Origin of the sequence: Peptoniphilus sp. HMSC075B08 (genome assembly GCF_001815405.1) — a bacterium.
In the GTDB taxonomy this organism is placed as follows: Bacteria; Bacillota; Clostridia; order Tissierellales; family Peptoniphilaceae; genus Peptoniphilus_A; species Peptoniphilus_A harei.
In genome coordinates this window covers 199,485-216,587 of record NZ_KV820448.1, presented here as the reverse complement: position 1 = coordinate 216,587, position 17,103 = coordinate 199,485, and the positions used below count along the sequence as shown (strand labels likewise).

The window sequence follows — 17,103 nt, the reverse complement described above, 5'->3', positions numbered from 1 at the left end:
AATTTAATTAAGTAAGATATTTAGAGTAAAGAGTGGGGAAGCCCACTCTTTGTTTTTTAGTAGTGAGGTGTTAAGTGAATAAAAAAGAATTAAAAAGAGAAATCTACCCACTAGCTGAAGAGGTAGCAGAAGAACTTGGCTACGAAATTGTAGACATAGAATTTCAAAATGGATCAAAGCATGATCTTTTGTCAATTTTTATTTATAAAAAAGAAGGCATTGATTTAGATGACTGCACCGAAATGAGCAGAAGTTTAGAAAAGAAACTTGATAACTTAGAAGCTTTGAAAAATCCATACTATCTTGAGATTTCTTCGCCTGGACTTGATAGGCCTCTTAAAACAAAAGATGACTATAGAAGAAATGTTGGCAATGAAGTTGATGTAAAACTTTATGCTCCAATAGACGGACAAAAAGAATTTAGTTTTGTTTTGGATAAATATGATGACGAGAATATTTATTTTATGAAAGATGAGAAAGAATTGGCAATACCAATTAAATCAATTTCATCAATGAAACAAACTATAAAATTTTAATGGAGGAATAAATGAATCAAGAGTTTATTGACGCTTTAAATGAAATCGAAAAAGAAAAAGGGATTTCTAAAGAAATTGTCTTTGAAGCTTTGGAATCGGCCTTAGTCTCTAGTTATAGAAAAAATTATGGTACATCAGAAAATGTAATCGTAAATATGGATAGAGAAACTGGAGAAATCAAATTATACTCCTCTAAAGAAATTGTAGATGTTGTGGAAGACCCTCAACTACAAATATCTTTAGAAGAGGTAAAGAAATTAGACTCAAGTTATGAAATTGGAGACATATATAATCTAGAAATTCATCCTAAAAATTTTGGTAGAATTGCTGCACAAACAGCTAAACAAGTGGTAATCCAAAGAATAAAGGATGCTGAAAGAGATATTGTTTTCGATGAATACGTTGAAAGAGAAAAAGAAATTATAACTGGTCTTGTCCAAAGAAAAGCTTATAACAATGTTTATGTTGATTTAGGAACTACTGAGGCAATTCTTCCTTATAGTGAACAAATTAATGGTGAGTCCTATAATCACGGGGATAGATATAAGATGTTGATTCTATCAGTAGAAAAATCAACAAAAGGACCTCAAATAGTCCTTTCAAGATCTCATCCAGATTTAGTAAAGAGATTATTTGAATTAGAAATCCCTGAAGTAAGTGAAGGAATAGTTGAAATATACTCTATTTCTAGAGAAGCTGGTTCAAGGACAAAAATCGCTGTATTTTCAAGAGACCCAGAAGTAGATCCTCTAGGAGCTTGTGTTGGATACAAGGGTCAAAGAGTAAATGCAATAGTTGATGAAATTGATAATGAAAAAATAGATATTGTTATATTCGAGAAGGAAATAGACAAGTTTATTGCAAATTCCCTAAGCCCTTCAAAGGTTGAAAAAGTATTTGTTAATGAAGCAGAAAAATCTGCACTTGCAATAGTTCCTGACTACCAACTTTCTCTTGCTATTGGTAAGGAAGGTCAAAATGTTAGGCTTGCTGCAAAATTAACAGGATGGAAGATAGATATAAAATCAAATCTTCAGTTTGAAGAATACCTTGAAGAGAGAAATATAACAGAAGAAGAACTTAAAGAAGAATTTGAAAATGCTAAAAAAGAATTTTCTGATGAAGAAGTTGAGGAAATATCTGAAGACTTTGAAAAATCTGAAGAAAATTTAAAAACTGAAGAAAAATTAGAAATAACTGAAATAAATCCTGAAGAATCAGATTCTCATATTGATGAAAACTCTGATATGAATATTGAGGATGAAGAAAGCATAGAAACAAATTCTATAAATGAAGATGTTAATATTTAAAATTCTTAATTTAATGGAGTAAGTAATGACTAAAATTAGGAAGGTACCTATGCGTACTTGCATAGGTTGTAGAGAACAAAAAGAAAAGAAAGATTTAATTAGAGTTGTAAAGAACAAAGACGATGAAATCTTTATAGATAAAACTGGAAAGGCAAATGGAAGAGGAGCTTACTTATGCAATGACAAAAGTTGTTTGGAAAAAGCGATAAAGTCAAAAGCTTTAAATAGGGCATTCACGACAGAGATTAGTGAGGAAGTTTATGAGAAACTAATTGAATCTGTAGATTAAGCTTCTTTTTAGGAGGTGTTCAATTTGTCAAAAATTAGAGTACACGCGTTGGCAAAGGAAATTGGTATTACAAGTAAGGAATTAATTGCAAAGTTAAATGAACTTGAAATATCTGTAAAAAATCATATGTCAACATTAGATAGCGCTGAAGAAGATAGAGTAAGAAATTTATATAACAAAAATTCTTCAAAGAATGACTCTCCTGTAGAAAAGAAAAACAATGATAAGCAGGGAGACAACAAGAAAAAAACTCATCCTAATAAGGAAAAACAAAACAATAACAATTCAGATAATAAAGAATTTAAAAAAGATAATAAAAACAAGACTTTTAATAAAGAAAATAAAAAAAATGATGATAAGAGCGAACATTCATCTAATCAAAAAAAGAAAAATAACAAAAAGAATAAGTCTAAAAACAAAGAAAATGATAATGATAAAAACCACTCCTTTAAGAGAGATTTGACTAAGAAAAAACCAAAGAAAAAAGTTAGATCAAAACATAAGGTTGAAGAGGAAGATAAGGGAGATGATTCTATAATAGTTATAGCACCTATAACAGTAAAGGATTTTGCTAACCAATTGGGAGTGTCTGTATCAACAGTTATTACAAAACTAATTGGACTTGGAGTTATGGCAAATCAAAACCAAAGTATTGATGAAGATACTTGTATATTACTAGCTGATGAACTTGGAATTGAAATTGAAATTGAAGCTCCAAATCTTGACCAATCGGTTGAAGAAGAATATGGGCTTCTAAGAGAAGATAGGGAAAGAGATCTTAAACCAAGACCACCTGTTGTAACAGTAATGGGTCACGTTGACCACGGAAAAACTTCTCTATTAGATTCTATTAAGAAAACTCATGTTACTCAATCTGAAGCTGGCGGTATTACTCAACATATAGGGGCTTACACTGTTAATTTATCTGGAAAGAAAATAACTTTCCTCGATACACCAGGTCACGAAGCTTTTACTTCCATGAGACTTAGGGGAGCTCAAACTACAGACATAGCAATACTTGTTGTAGCCGCAGACGATGGTGTAATGCCTCAAACAATTGAAGCAATTTCTCACGCAAGGTCCGCTGATGTTCCAATAATTGTAGCAATTACAAAAATTGATAAACCAGAAGGCAACCCTGAAAGAGTTAAACAAGAATTAATGAACGAAAATCTTGTTCCTGAAGAATGGGGCGGTGACACAATTGTTGTTGGAGTTTCATCAAAATCTGGCGAAGGCATTGATGAACTTCTAGAAATGATTCTATTAGTAGCTGAAATGAAAGAGTTAAAAGCAAATCCTAACAGACGTGCTATTGGTACTATAATCGAAGCCAATCTTGACAAGGCTAAGGGACCTATGGCAACTATTCTTATTAAGAACGGTACTTTAAGATTTGGAGATGCTATTGTATCTGGTACTTGCTCAGGAAGAATAAGAGCTATGGAAGATGATAAAGGCAAAAAAGTTAAAAAAGCTGGACCTTCTATGCCAGTTGTAATATTAGGACTTAACGATGTTCCTAATGCTGGAGACACAATTTATGCAGTTAATGATGATAAGACTGCAAAAGCAATTGCCGATAAGAATACAGAAATTTCTAGAGAAAAGAGATTGAGTCAAACAACTAAGATTAGTCTTGACAACCTATTCGAAAAAATTTCTGAAGAAGATGTAAAAGAACTTAATGTTGTTGTAAAAGGTGATGTAAAAGGTTCTGTTGAAGCGCTTAACCAATCTTTACTAAAACTTTCCACTGAAGAAGTTAAGATTTCTGTAATTCACTCAGGTGTTGGTGGAATCAATGAATCTGACGTTACTCTAGCTTCTGCATCTAATGCAATTGTTATTGGATTTAATGTTAGACCTAATATTAATGCTATAGAACTTGCAAAAACTGAAGATGTTGAAATTAGGACATACAGAGTTATCTATGAAATTATTAACGATATAGAACAAGCAGCTAAGGGTATGCTAGATCCAGATATTGTAGAAGAAATCCTTGGAAGATGTGAAATAAGACAAACATTTAAACTTCCAAACAACCAAATGGTTGCTGGGGTTTATGTCCTAAACGGTAAAATCCTAAGAAACTCTAAGGTTAAAGTGCTAAGAGATGACGTTGTTATTCACGAAGGAGACATTGCTTCTCTAAAGAGATTTAAAGATGATGCTAGAGAGCTTGCAACAGGTTTTGAAGGCGGACTTGTTATTGATGGTTTTAATGATATTAAAGAAGGCGATCTTCTTGAATCTTACATCATGAAGGAAGTTGAAAGATCATAATGAACAATAAAAGAATTAACAGAATATCAGAAGAAGTAAGACGAACAATATCTAATATAGTTCAAAATGAGTTAAAAGATCCAAGGATACCTTCTATTACTAGTATTTCTCATGTTGAAGTTACAAATGATTTATCCTTCGCAAAAGTTTATGTTTCTGTCTTAGGAGATGACTATGATAGGGATGAAGCAGTTGAAGGACTTAATTCAGCTAAGGGATTTATAAAAAAAGAATTGGCTAATAGGGTTAAACTAAGGGCGATGCCAGAACTCATTTTTATTAAGGATGACTCTATTGAACGAGCTATGGAATTAGATAAACTTATAGATGAGGTAAATCACAAAAATGATTAATCTAAAGGAATTATCCTCTGAATTAAAAAATTTAATAGATAATAGCAATAGTATTGCAGTTGCATCTCACTTAAATCCTGATGGAGATAACTTAGGATCTGCTACTGCAATGCTTGGCATGCTTAATAAGCTTGGTAAAAATCCAGTCTTTATACTAGATGACAGTGTTCCATCCCATTTTAAATTTTTACCAAATCTTTCTTATTCAAAAAGTCCAGAAAATATTGATGAGGATTTCGATTTATTTATTGCTCTTGACTCTTCAGATGAAGATAGAATGGGAGATAGGGTGAAAGAAATATTTAACAAGTCTAAAAAAACTGTTAATATTGACCATCACTTTAGTAATAAGAATTATGCTGATTTGAATATTGTTGATGAAAATTCACCAGCAACTTGTGAAGTCCTTGCAAGAATTTTCAAATATCTTAATTTACAATTAGATAAAGAAATAGCGACTTCCTTATTTACAGGACTTTCAACAGATACAGGTTCTTTTAAATATAGTTCAGTTAGCTCAAAAACTTTTGAAATTGCATCAGACTTATTTAAGTATGACATCGATATAAATGAAGTTACGCAAAATGTTTACCAAAGTAGGTCTAGACAAAAGACTGATTTGTTAATTAGGGCCATGAACTCTATTGAGTATTTTGATAAAGATAAGATTGCTGTAGTTATAGTAACTAAAGAAGATATAGAAAAGACTAAAGCAGCAAAGTCAGATGCTGACGGAATAGTAGAATTTGTTAGAGATATTGATACTGTTGAACTTGCAGTTCTCCTTAAAGAAAAAGACGATTGTATTAGGCTATCTCTTAGGTCTAAATCTTATGTTGATTGTACGAAAATTGCGTCTAAGTTTAATGGCGGAGGACATATTAGGGCTTCAGGCGGTACAATAAACCACACCGATATCAAAAAGGCAAAAAAAGATTTAGTTGAAGTGGCGGAAGAAGAATTATGATTGATGGTCTCTTAGTATTTGACAAGGATAAAGGAATAACATCCCATGATTTAGTTTATAAGGTTAGGCGCAAATTAGGGATAAAAAAAGTAGGTCATACTGGTACTCTTGATCCTATGGCTACAGGAGTGCTAGTTATATCTATTGGAAAAGCAACTAAAACAAGCGAATATATTCTTTCAAGTGACAAGGAATACGAAGCTAAAATCAAACTAGGTATCTTGACCGATTCATATGATATTGCTGGTAATATTTTAAAAGAAGAAAAAGTTATCTTCAATGAAGAAGACATAAAAAAAGCTCTTCAAAATTTTACTGGTAAGTTGTCACAAAAGCCTCCTATTTACTCTGCTTTAAAAGTGGGTGGTAAGAAACTTTACGAGTATGCAAGAGAAGGTAAAGAGGTAGAAATAAAAGAAAGAAATATTGAGATTTATAAAAATGAACTTTTAGATTTTAACGGAAGTGATGAATTCCTAATAAGAGTTAAGGTATCTAAGGGAACTTATATAAGGTCTCTTGCAAATGATATTGGGAACTTTTTAGGCACTTATGGTACACTAACAGAGCTTAGAAGAATAAGAACTGGAAATTTTAAAATAGAGGATTCTATTAATAGCTCTGATTTTGAAAATATGTCTATTGATGAAATAAAGGAAAAAATTCTACCAATGGATTTAGCCTTAACTAATCTTAAAAAAATTGATTTAGACAAAAGATTTCTTAATAAATTTCTTAATGGACAATTTTACAGGCTTAATCACAAGCCAGAAGTTGATAATTACAGAGTGTATTGCGAAAATCTTTTTTTAGGAATTGGAGAAATTAGATTTATTGATGAAAAACCTTATCTTAAGATGAAGAAGAGATTAATAGGTGATTTATGAAAATAATTGAAATTGACTTAAATTATATAGCAGACGAAGATTCAGTTATTGCCCTAGGAAACTTTGATGGTGTTCATAAGGGCCATATGGAATTAATTAATAAAGCAGTTGCAAGAGCTGATGATTTAAATATTAAGTCTAGCATATTGTTATTTAATGAACACACTGACAACCTTATTAAGGTCGGTAAAAAGGACATTATAACAACAAATCAAACTAAATTTGAAATTCTAGAAAATCTAGGAGTTGATATAATTTATCTTATAAACTTTACAAGAGAATTTATGGCTTACACTCCTAAGATGTTCTTAAAAGATTTTCTAGCAGATAATCTTAAAATTAGAGGAGTTGTTGTAGGTTATGATTACACTTATGGATTTAAAAAATCTGGCGATGTGGATTTTTTATTAGAAAATAAAGATTTATTTGATACTATTGATGTTATTAATCAAATTTCATCTCATGGAGAGAAAATTTCATCGACCCTAATAAGAAACTTAATTGAAGAAGGTAGGATAAAAGAGGCTAATGATCTTTTATCAAGACCCTATAAGCTAATTGGGGAAATTATACATGCAAAAGGTCTTGGAAAAAAAATGGGATATCCAACTGCCAACTTAAAATTAGTAGATAATTTTGTAATTCCGAGATATGGAGTTTATGACACAGATATTATTATAAATGGAGAGAGGTTTAAAGCTTCAACTAACATTGGTACAAACCCAACTGTTGAGCATGATGGGATAAAAATTGAAGCTCATATACTTGATTTTGATAGAGATATTTATGGGGAAATTGTTGAGCTTGAACTTTTAGATTTTGTAAGACCTGAATTGAAATTTGATTCCATAGAAGAATTATTCGATCAGATTGCTAAAGATGTTTTAGTTACAAGGAATAGATGACTTTACAAGCCAGCCTTTATATGGTAAGATATTTAAGGTTAAATAGCTATTCACAGTTGGTCGCTCCTCGACGCCTACTTTGATTAGCTTTATCTAAAAAATTTAGGAGGAAAACATGTTAGAAACAAATATCAAACAAATTATTATTGACGAATTTAAAACACACGAAGGTGACACAGGATCACCAGAAGTTCAAATTGCAATTCTTACTAGAAGAATTAACGATTTAAACGAACATTTAAGAGTTCACAAAAAAGACCACCACTCAAGAAGAGGACTTCTTAAAATGGTAGGTAAAAGAAGAAACTTATTAAGATATTTAAAGAATAAGGATATAGAAAGATATCGTACACTTATTAAAAAACTACAAATCAGAGGATAATAGGAGCGGTAATTCCGCTCTTTCTTATTAGAAGGAGGAAATAATGGAAAAAACTTATACTATGGATCTTGCAGGTTCTCAGTTAAAAGTAACAGTTGGAAAAGTTGCTGAGCAAGCAAATGGAGCTTGTTTAGTACAATATGGAGATACTGTTGTACTTGTTACAGCTACATCTTCTTCTAAGCCAAGAGAGGGAATCGACTTTTTTCCTCTAAGTGTAGACTATGAAGAAAAAATGTATGCAGTTGGTAAAATCCCTGGAGGATTTATCAAGAGAGAGGGAAGACCTAGCGAAAAGGCTACCCTATCCGCTAGACTAATTGATAGACCACTTAGACCTCTTTTCCCAGAAGGTTATAGAAATGATGTACACATAGTAGCGACTGTTTTAAGTGTTGATCAAGATCATTCACCTGAAATTGTTGCAATGATAGGTTCTTCTATTGCTCTTTCTATTTCTGATATTCCTTTTGATGGACCTACAGGTTCAGTTGAAGTTGGATATATTGACGGAAAATATATCATAAATCCTAACGAAGAAGAGAGAAACAACTCTAAAATAAACTTATCTCTTGCTGGAACAAAGACTGCAATTATGATGGTAGAGGCTGGTGCGCAAGAAGTAAGTGAATCTGAAATGCTTGAAGCTATTCTAGAAGGTCACGAAGTTATAAAAGATATTTGTGAGTTTGTAGAAGAAATTTCTAGTGAAGTTGGAAAAGAAAAAGCTGAATACGAAGTATTTAAAGCTGACGAAGAAATTGTAGCTAAGGTAAAAGATTTTGGTAAAGATTTACTAGTTAATGCTATTAGAGAAAAAGATAAGGTTGTAAGAGAAGAAAACACTGAAAAAGCTAAGGAAGCTATTAGAGAACACTTCGTGGACCTTATGGAAGAACACTCAAAAGATATTTCAGCTGCAATTGAAGAAATTGAAGTTACTGAAATTAGACGTGGCATTCTTGAAGAAGAAAGAAGGCCTGATGATAGAAAACTAGATGAAATTAGACATTTATCTTCTGAAGTTAGTGTACTACCAAGAACTCACGGTTCAGGCTTATTTACAAGAGGACAAACTCAAGTGCTTTCAATTGCTACTCTAGGTGCAATCTCTGAAGAGCAAGTTATTGATGGACTTGGAGATGACAAACCAAAGAGATATATTCACCACTATAATTTCCCAGGATTCTGTGTTGGAGATACAAAACCATCTAGGTCTCCTGGTAGACGTGAAATTGGTCACGGTGCTCTTGCAGAGAGAGCTCTACTTCCAGTAATTCCAGATTCAGAAGTCTTCCCATATACAATAAGGGTTGTTTCAGAAGTATTATCTTCTAATGGATCTTCTTCTCAAGCATCTATCTGTGGTTCTACTCTTGCCCTAATGGATGCAGGTGTACCAATTAAGGCTCCTGTTGCAGGTATAGCTATGGGTCTTATTGAAGAAGATGGAGTTATAAAAATACTGACTGATATCCAAGGTTTGGAAGATCACTTTGGAGATATGGACTTTAAGGTAGCAGGTACAAGAAAGGGTATCACAGCTATCCAAATGGATATTAAGGTTGAAGGTATTAAAAAAGAAATTCTTGAAACTGCTCTTGATAGAGCAAAAGATGCTAGATTTGAGATTTTAGATCATCTTGCTACAACAATTGAAAAGCCAAGAGAAGAGCTTTCCAAGTATGCTCCAATAATCCACATGATTTCTATTGATCCAGAAAGAATTGGAGAAGTTATTGGTGCTGGTGGAAAGATAATAAATAAAATTATTGAACAAACTGGTGTAAAAATCGATATTGATGATGACGGAAAAATTTCTATCTTATCTGATAGTGATGAAAAAGCTAAAGAAGCCATTACAATCATTGAAGATATAGTAAAAGAAATTGAAATCGGAGAAGTATACCTAGGAAAGGTTAAGAAAATTGTTAAGTTTGGAGCTTTCGTAGAAATTAAAAAGGGAACAGAAGGTCTCCTTCACATTTCTGAAATTGCTCATGAAAGAACTAACAATGTAGAAGATGTATTAAAAGTTGGCGATTCAGTTGAAGTTAAAGTAATCGACATAGCCAAAGATACAGGTAAGATTTCTCTATCAAGAAAAGCTCTTATTAAAAGAGAAGATAATTCCAAGAAAGAAGAAAATAAATAAGTAAAGTTAAGTCGCATTAGAATTTATTTTAATGCGATTTTTTAAAGGAGAATTTATGAAATTAAAAGTTATTAATAAAAGTAAGCATCCTCTGCCTAAGTATGAAACAGATGGCTCTTCAGGAATGGACTTAAGAGCTAATCTAGATGAAGATTTAGTTTTAAAACCTCTAGATAGAGTGCTAGTTCCAACAGGTCTTTATTTCGAATTCGAAAAAGGTTATGAAGCTCAAGTTAGAGCTAGATCAGGCTTAGCATTTAAAAAAGGCCTAGGACTTCCAAATGGTATTGGAACTATTGATTCTGATTATAGGGGAGAATTGAAGGTGATTCTAATTAATATGAGTAGAGATGATGTTGTCATAGAAGATGGCGATAGGATTGCCCAAGTTGTTTTTATGAAAATTGAAATTCCCGATATAGTTGAAGTAGAGGAGATTAGTGATACCGAAAGAAGTGATGGAGGCTTCGGTCATACTGGTCTTTAAGGGCACAAATTGTTATAATATTAATGAGGTGCTAGCTCTTGAAAAGAAATATAAAAACAAATAAAAAAACTAAAAAGAAAAATAATAATAAAAAAATTAATAGGAGAAAAATATCTTCTGAAATAGATAATGGACGAGAAATTAAGGGACTATTTCTAATAGTTATTGGAATAGTCTTCTTTATATGCTTATATAGTCAAAGAATGGGAATCGTTGGGGCCTTAGTATATAAACTATTTTCTGTTTTAGCAGGTTCTGCAAACTTTGCTATCCCCTTACTTTTTATTTTTTGGGGAATACTCTTTAACCTTCAAGCTACTAAAAATCGAATGTCTTCCTATATAGTTTATACTTTAATTATACTTCTTTGCACTTTAGTTTTCTTAGATGGATCTAAAGAAATGGACATGACTCTAATTGAAAGAATAGTAAAATCAACAGAGTACATGGATATAACTAGAAGTGGAGGTATAATCGGAGCAATATTCGGATTCTTCTCTTATAAACTTTTAGGCTCACTTGGAACTTATATTATTCTCAGCCTAATTATAATTGCTTCAATTTACTTAATGTTAAGGCCTAATATGGAACAAATAATAATGGCTTTTGAAGACCTTGGAGAATACTTTAATGACAAAAAAATTGCTCGTGAAGAGAAAATAAAAGAGAAAAAATTAAAGGCTGAAGAGAAGGATAAGAAAAAAGCTCTAAAAGAAAATAAAAAAGTTGAAAAACAAAAACTTAAAGAAGAAACAAAATCTGAAAATTATGATAACTTTACTGAAGACTTAATTGTTAAAGACTATTCAGAGGATTCTCTAACTGAAAATAATGATTTTGAAGAAATTGATGAAAATACAAACTTAAAAGAATATGAAGAAACGCCTCAAAAAGCTCAAGAAGAAATTGAAGACGAGGTAGTGGATACAATAAAGGATGATATTGAACACAAAAAAGAAGAAGAATTTGTATATACTTATCCAGATACAGCACTTCTAGAGAGAATTCCATCAAAAGGTAATTTTTCTAAAGATGAAGTACTTGAAAAAGGAAAAATAATTGAAAATACTATGAAAAACTTTGGTATTGATTCAAAGGTAGTGGCTATAAATCGTGGACCGGTTATTACGTCCTATGAATTAAAGCCTGCACCAGGAATAAAACTATCTAGGATTGTTGGTTTAAGTGACAATATAGCTATGGCTCTGGCAAGTTCTGACTTGCGTATTGAAGCACCCATACCTGGTAAAACAGTGGTTGGCATTGAAGTTCCTAATAAGAAGAAAGATTCTGTTAGCCTCAAGGAACTAATTGAGTCCAAAGAATTTAAAAATAGTAAGTCTGATATTCCACTCGCCCTAGGTAAAGACGTTGAAGGCAACGTACTAATCTCTGGCATGGAAGACATGCCTCATCTTTTAATTGCTGGTGCTACTGGTTCAGGTAAATCAGTATGTATTAATTCAATAATTACAAGTGTTATTTATAAGTCATCTCCTAAAGATGTGAAGTTAATGCTTATAGACCCCAAAGTTGTTGAGCTTAGTGTATATAATGGCATACCTCATCTTTTAATAGATGTAGTGACTAACCCTAAGAAAGCAGCCTTTGCTCTTAACTGGGCTGTTGATGAGATGGAGAAAAGATATCAAGCTTTTGCTGAAAATCACGTAAGGGATTTAAAGGGCTTTAATAAAAAGATGGTTGCTGAGGGAAGGGAAGATGAAAAACTTCCTAAGATATTAATAATTGTAGATGAGTTAGCAGATCTTATGATGGTTGCTTCAAAAGAGATTGAAGAATATATCGCAAGACTTGCTCAAAAGGCAAGAGCTGCAGGAATGCATTTAATACTTGCAACTCAAAGACCCTCTGTTGATGTAATCACAGGAACAATAAAGGCAAACGTACCATCTCGTATAGCCTTTGCCGTAGCATCTTCTGTAGATTCAAGAACTATTCTTGACATGGGTGGTGCTGAAAAACTACTTGGAAAAGGAGATATGTTATTCTATCCAAGTAAATATCCAAAAGCAAAAAGAATTCAAGGAGCTTTCATTAGTGATAGAGAAGTTGAAAGACTTGTTGATTTTGTAAAAAATAATAATGAAATTAAAAACACTGTTGAATCAAAGATAGAACAAGCAATTGAGGACAAAAAGGTAAAGATTGATAATGAAAAAGACCCACTTTTTAAAGAGGCCGTAGAGCTCGTTGTAAATGATGAGCAAGCCTCAATATCCTATATACAGAGAAAGCTAAAGGTCGGCTATTCAAGAGCTGGTAGGATCGTTGATCAAATGGAAGAACTGGGTATAATAGGACCTCACGAAGGTTCTAAACCTCGTAAGCTTTTAAAAACAAAGGAAGAATTAGAAATGATTTTAGGTGATGAAGATGAATAATGTCCACATAGTTACATTGGGTTGCTCAAAAAATGATGTAGACTCTTCTATGATGTACTCACTTTTAGATAAAGATAAATATAAAATGGTAGAGAATCCAAACGAAGCCGACATTTTAATCGTAAATACTTGCGGGTTTATTGATGCGGCTAAAGAAGAATCTATTGACACAATACTTGAGTCAGTAGAATATAAAAATGAGGGTCGATGTAAAAAGGTTCTTCTATCAGGTTGTCTAGCTCAAAGATATCCTGAAGAGCTAATAAAAGAAATTCCTGAAATAGACGGTATACTTGGAACAGGTAATATTGAATATATAAATGAGCTCTTAGATAGAAGTCTATCAGGTGATTTATTTGTAAAGACTGACAATTTAAACTCTGCTTATCTAGAAGGCATTAGAAAAGAAAAAGTTAATACAACAGAATATGTGAAAATCTCTGAAGGATGTAATAATAACTGTTCTTATTGCATTATTCCTTCATTACGTGGCAAAAATAGGTCTAGAAAAATAGAAGATGTATATAAGGAAGTTGAATATCTTGTAAGTAAAGGAGCAAGAGAAATAATTCTCATAGCTCAAAATACAACTGATTATGGAATAGACCTATACTCAAAATATTCACTTGCCAATTTAATAAGAGAAATATCAAAAATAGAAGAATTAAAATGGATTAGAGTTTTATATCTTTATCCTGATCACTTTACAGATGATTTGATAGAGGAATTTAAAAACAACGATAAGCTTGTAAATTACGTAGATATGCCTCTTCAACACATATCTGATAATGTCTTAAAAAATATGAACAGGAAGACAAGTAAGGACCATATAATAAAAACTCTTAAGAACTTGAGAAAATCTGTACCAGACATTGTTATTAGAACGACTTTTATTGTTGGTTTCCCAGGAGAAAATCAGGAAGATTTCGATCAACTAGTTGATTTTATTGAAGATATAAAATTTGATAAGCTAGGTGTTTTTGAATACTCTAGGGAAGAGGGGACTAGAGCTGCAAGCTTAGATGAACAAATCCCAGATAATATTAAAGAAGAAAGAAAAAACGAAATAATGGCTATCCAAAGTGACATTTCAGGTGAAATTCTATCCAAGAATTTAGGAAAAACTTTTAAAGTTTTAATTGAAGAAAAGATTGATGACAATAATTATGTGGGAAGAACATATATGGATTCTCCAGAAATAGATGGAGTAACTTATGTTCAATCAGATAAAGAGCTTGAGATAGGAGACTTTGTCCAAGTTGAAATAATTGATAGTCTTGATTATGACTTAGTAGGTGAATTAATATGAATACTCCAAATAAACTAACTTTAATGAGGACACTTCTTGTTCCCGTTTTTGTACTTTGCATGTACTTTAATTTTAACAATTCTAGACTAATAGCTACTGCAATATTTGCTCTTGCTTCTTTTACTGATTTTTTAGATGGTCATATTGCAAGACGTGACAACTTAGTTACTAACTTCGGTAAATTTGCAGATCCTCTAGCTGATAAAATTTTAGTTTGTTCTGCTATGATTATGCTAGTTAGTACTGGTGAGATGCCAGCTTGGGGCGTAATCATTATTATAGCAAGAGAATTTACAATTACTGGTTTTAGAATTATTGCGGCATCAGAAAATATCACTATAGCTGCTAGTCCTTTAGGAAAATTTAAAACTGTTACACAGCTTATTTCAAATATTTTACTCTTAACAGGATTAGAAAGTTTTAAAACTCCTGGAATGATAGTTTTTTATTTAGCTGTAATCTTTACTATTATTTCTGGAGCGGATTATTTAATTAAAAATAAAAAAGTTTTAGACCTAGAAAACATTTAAGGAGATTTATGAAAGCAAGTATTCTTACAGTTGGTACAGAGATCTTAATTGGATCCATTACCAATACTAACTCAAAATACATATCAGAAAAACTAACTGATATGGGAATAGACGTTATAAGACAAGTATCTGTAGATGATGGATTAGATGACATTGTAGAAGAATTAAAATATCTTTCTAAAAAATCTGACCTAATTGTTATATGTGGTGGTCTAGGACCAACAGAAGATGATTTAACAAGAGATGCTGTTGCAAAGTTTTTAAAAAGAAGAGTCTACATTGATGAAGATGAAAAACAAAAAATGGAAAATAGATTTAATAGACTTGGTAGAAAGATGACACCTAATAACCTAAAGCAGGTTATGCTTATTGAAGGGTCAGAAAAAATAGAAAACATGTGGGGAGTAGCCCTAGGTGAATATATAGAATTTGACAATAAAAAAATAATCTTACTGCCAGGTCCTCCCAATGAAATGGAACCAATGCTAGACTATTATTTTTCAAACAAATCCTTTACAAAAGACAATATAATGGTTAAATCCATTGATATTATTGGACTTGGAGAATCCATAATAGAAGATAGAATAAGGAAAATGAATTTCCTCGATAAGAGCATTTCTATAAATACTTTTGCCCATGGAACGCATACTGAGGTCAAGATTATTGGTAAGAGTCAAGAAAAATATATGCTACAATCTTCTATAGAACAGACTATAAATTCCCTATATAAGGAGTTTACAACTCACATATATTCTGAAAATAATGAGGATGTTGCAAAACAGATTGTGGATATATTAAAGAAAAATAACTTAAAAATCTCTTTTGCCGAATCAATAACTGGTGGTATGATGGCATCTGCAATTACTGATGTAAGTGGTGCATCAAATGTTTTAGAGTCTTCTTTTGTAACTTATTCAAATAGTTCCAAAAACAAAAATTTAAATGTATCTAAAGAAACTTTAGATAAGTTTGGAGCAATAAGTGAAAATACAGCGTATGAAATGGCTAAGGGTGTAAAAGAAAGAACTCAAGCTAATATTGGAGTTTCAACTACTGGTGAAGCAGGACCAAATTCATCTGAAACTGAAGTAGGAAATGTCTTCACATGTATATATTTTGGTGAAGATAATTATAATACTAAACATTATTTCTTCTCAGGAGATAGAAATAAAATTCGTAGAAGCACAGTAAATAGGACTTTATCACAAATTCTTTATTTACTAAGGAAAAATTTTAAGGAGTAATTATGAAAGAAAGCAATTTAAGTAAAGAAAAGCAAGAAGCTCTTCACAATGTTTTATCAAAAATAGAAAAACAATATGGTGAAGGATCCGTAATGATTCTTGGAGACGATGTAAAGCTTGACATTGATGCTATTCCAACAGGATCACTTGCCCTGGATATTGCCCTTGGAATTGGTGGTATACCAAAGGGAAGAATTATTGAAATTTATGGTCCTGAGTCTTCAGGTAAAACTACTTTGGCGCTTCATATGTTAGCTGAAGCTCAAAAAATGGACGGCACTGGAGCTTTTATAGATGCAGAACACGCTCTTGACCCTGGATATGCAAAAAATCTTGGTGTAGACGTTGAAAATTTAATAATTTCTCAACCTGATACTGGTGAACAAGCCTTAGAAATAACAGAAGCTCTTGTAAGATCTAATGCAGTTGATTTAATAATAATAGACTCTGTTGCAGCTCTTGTTCCAAAAGCAGAAATAGATGGAGATATGGGAGCGGCACAAATAGGACTTCAAGCAAGACTTATGTCTCAAGCCCTAAGAAAATTAACAGGAGCAATTAATAAATCAAAGTGTACAGTTGTTTTTATTAACCAACTTAGAGAAAAAGTTGGAATAATGTTTGGTAACCCTGAAACTACTACTGGTGGTAGGGCCCTTAAATTTTACTCATCTGTAAGACTTGATATTAGAAAGTCTGAAAACATCAAAAAAGGCGATGAAATTATTGGTAATAGAGTAAGGGTTAAGGTTGTTAAAAATAAGATTGCTCCACCATTTAGGCAAGCAGAATTTGATATTATGTATGGTAAGGGAATTTCTAGTGTAGGAAATATTCTTGACGTTGCTGCCGAAGCTGATATTGTTAAAAAAGCTGGAGCTTGGTATTCTTATGGAGAAGAAAGACTAGGTCAAGGTAGAGAAAATGCTAAGGATTTCTTAGAAGAAAACCCTGATATATTAAAAGAAATCGATCATAAAGTAAGAGTTTACTATAACCTACTTCCTGATGATGAAAAAAATGAAGAAGATACATCAACTACTAATGAAGAATAAGGC

General features: G+C 32.0%; 16 protein-coding genes. All 16 read left to right on the top strand.

Annotated elements, in window-relative coordinates; translation table 11 throughout:
- Positions 1 to 74 precede the first annotated feature (74 nt).
- The 16 genes from rimP (at position 75) to recA (ending at position 17,100) form a co-directional block, all read left to right on the top strand.
- Entirely contained in the window at positions 75 to 536 is a 462-nt protein-coding gene (gene rimP / locus HMPREF3023_RS04650; protein WP_070701213.1) for a ribosome maturation factor RimP, read from the top strand.
- An 11-nt stretch (positions 537 to 547) separates the two neighbouring features.
- Positions 548 to 1,846: a transcription termination factor NusA gene (nusA, locus tag HMPREF3023_RS04645; RefSeq protein ID WP_070701211.1), complete on the top strand. Its 1,299-nt coding sequence runs from the start codon at positions 548 to 550 to the stop codon at positions 1,844 to 1,846.
- Positions 1,847 to 1,871: 25 nt separating this feature from the next.
- On the top strand, positions 1,872 to 2,135 hold the full coding sequence (gene rnpM / locus HMPREF3023_RS04640) for an RNase P modulator RnpM (protein ID WP_070701209.1): 264 nt from the start codon (positions 1,872 to 1,874) through the stop codon (positions 2,133 to 2,135).
- A 24-nt stretch (positions 2,136 to 2,159) separates the two neighbouring features.
- The gene (gene infB, locus HMPREF3023_RS04635; RefSeq protein WP_070701207.1) at positions 2,160 to 4,421 is read left to right on the top strand and encodes a translation initiation factor IF-2; all 2,262 of its coding nucleotides are present in this window, start codon (positions 2,160 to 2,162) and stop codon (positions 4,419 to 4,421) included.
- Positions 4,421 to 4,774: a 30S ribosome-binding factor RbfA gene (rbfA, locus tag HMPREF3023_RS04630; protein ID WP_070701205.1), complete on the top strand. Its 354-nt coding sequence runs from the start codon at positions 4,421 to 4,423 to the stop codon at positions 4,772 to 4,774. The genes infB and rbfA overlap by 1 nt, the downstream gene beginning before the upstream one ends.
- The gene (locus HMPREF3023_RS04625) at positions 4,767 to 5,741 is read left to right on the top strand and encodes a DHH family phosphoesterase (RefSeq protein WP_070701203.1); all 975 of its coding nucleotides are present in this window, start codon (positions 4,767 to 4,769) and stop codon (positions 5,739 to 5,741) included. The genes rbfA and HMPREF3023_RS04625 overlap by 8 nt, the downstream gene beginning before the upstream one ends.
- Complete coding sequence (gene truB, locus HMPREF3023_RS04620) at positions 5,738 to 6,628, top strand: tRNA pseudouridine(55) synthase TruB (RefSeq protein ID WP_070701201.1); 891 nt, start codon at positions 5,738 to 5,740, stop codon at positions 6,626 to 6,628. The genes HMPREF3023_RS04625 and truB overlap by 4 nt, the downstream gene beginning before the upstream one ends.
- A complete protein-coding gene (locus HMPREF3023_RS04615; protein WP_070701199.1) occupies positions 6,625 to 7,533 on the top strand; it encodes a bifunctional riboflavin kinase/FAD synthetase in 909 nt (302 codons plus the stop codon). The genes truB and HMPREF3023_RS04615 overlap by 4 nt, the downstream gene beginning before the upstream one ends.
- 115 nt (positions 7,534 to 7,648) lie before the next feature.
- Positions 7,649 to 7,915 carry a 30S ribosomal protein S15 gene (gene rpsO, locus HMPREF3023_RS04610; protein WP_070701196.1) on the top strand — a complete coding sequence of 89 codons (267 nt, stop codon included), beginning with the start codon at positions 7,649 to 7,651 and terminating at the stop codon, positions 7,913 to 7,915.
- Between the two features lie 43 nt (positions 7,916 to 7,958).
- Positions 7,959 to 10,070, top strand: coding sequence for a polyribonucleotide nucleotidyltransferase (locus HMPREF3023_RS04605; RefSeq protein ID WP_083315514.1), 2,112 nt, complete (start codon positions 7,959 to 7,961; stop codon positions 10,068 to 10,070).
- Between the two features lie 55 nt (positions 10,071 to 10,125).
- On the top strand, positions 10,126 to 10,557 hold the full coding sequence (gene dut / locus HMPREF3023_RS04600) for a dUTP diphosphatase (RefSeq protein ID WP_070701192.1): 432 nt from the start codon (positions 10,126 to 10,128) through the stop codon (positions 10,555 to 10,557).
- Positions 10,558 to 10,595: 38 nt separating this feature from the next.
- Positions 10,596 to 12,962 carry an FtsK/SpoIIIE family DNA translocase gene (locus tag HMPREF3023_RS04595; RefSeq protein WP_083315513.1) on the top strand — a complete coding sequence of 789 codons (2,367 nt, stop codon included), beginning with the start codon at positions 10,596 to 10,598 and terminating at the stop codon, positions 12,960 to 12,962.
- On the top strand, positions 12,955 to 14,271 hold the full coding sequence (gene rimO, locus HMPREF3023_RS04590; RefSeq protein ID WP_070701190.1) for a 30S ribosomal protein S12 methylthiotransferase RimO: 1,317 nt from the start codon (positions 12,955 to 12,957) through the stop codon (positions 14,269 to 14,271). The genes HMPREF3023_RS04595 and rimO overlap by 8 nt, the downstream gene beginning before the upstream one ends.
- Positions 14,268 to 14,801, top strand: a complete 534-nt coding sequence (gene pgsA, locus HMPREF3023_RS04585; RefSeq protein WP_070701188.1) for a CDP-diacylglycerol--glycerol-3-phosphate 3-phosphatidyltransferase — start codon at positions 14,268 to 14,270, stop codon at positions 14,799 to 14,801. Before rimO ends, pgsA begins: the two co-directional genes overlap by 4 nt.
- Positions 14,802 to 14,809: 8 nt before the next feature.
- Positions 14,810 to 16,045 (top strand): competence/damage-inducible protein A, encoded by a 1,236-nt coding sequence (locus tag HMPREF3023_RS04580; protein WP_070701186.1) that lies wholly within the window; start codon positions 14,810 to 14,812, stop codon positions 16,043 to 16,045.
- A 2-nt stretch (positions 16,046 to 16,047) separates the two neighbouring features.
- Positions 16,048 to 17,100 (top strand): recombinase RecA, encoded by a 1,053-nt coding sequence (recA, locus tag HMPREF3023_RS04575; RefSeq protein WP_070701184.1) that lies wholly within the window; start codon positions 16,048 to 16,050, stop codon positions 17,098 to 17,100.
- Positions 17,101 to 17,103 lie beyond the last annotated feature (3 nt).